1 protein-coding gene is annotated in these 209 nt (G+C 60.3%); it reads left to right on the top strand.

Features of this window, described 5'->3' with window-relative positions; translation table 11 throughout:
• Nucleotides 1–209: IS66 family insertion sequence element accessory protein TnpB (gene tnpB / locus ACXAH0_RS25450; protein WP_475196145.1), on the top strand; the 209-nt coding region annotated here is incomplete at both ends.

The raw sequence follows: 209 nt of genomic DNA, 5'->3' as shown, positions 1-209 counted from the left end.
TTGGCTAGCGTCGGGTGTGACGGACATGCGGCGCGGCTTCAACTCTTTGGCCGCGCAAGCCGAACAGGTCCTGGCCGAAGATCCTTATTCTGGGCACTTGTTCGTGTTCCGCGGTCGGCGGGGTGATCTCTTGAAGATCATCTGGTGGGACAGTCAGGGGGCTTGTCTGTTTTCCAAACGCCTGGAGAAGGGCCGGTTTGTCTGGCCGG

Source organism: Roseibium sp. AWQ4_290 (assembly GCF_056160985.1).
Note: the sequence above shows the minus strand (reverse complement) of the source record. Positions and strands in the feature narration are given on the sequence as shown.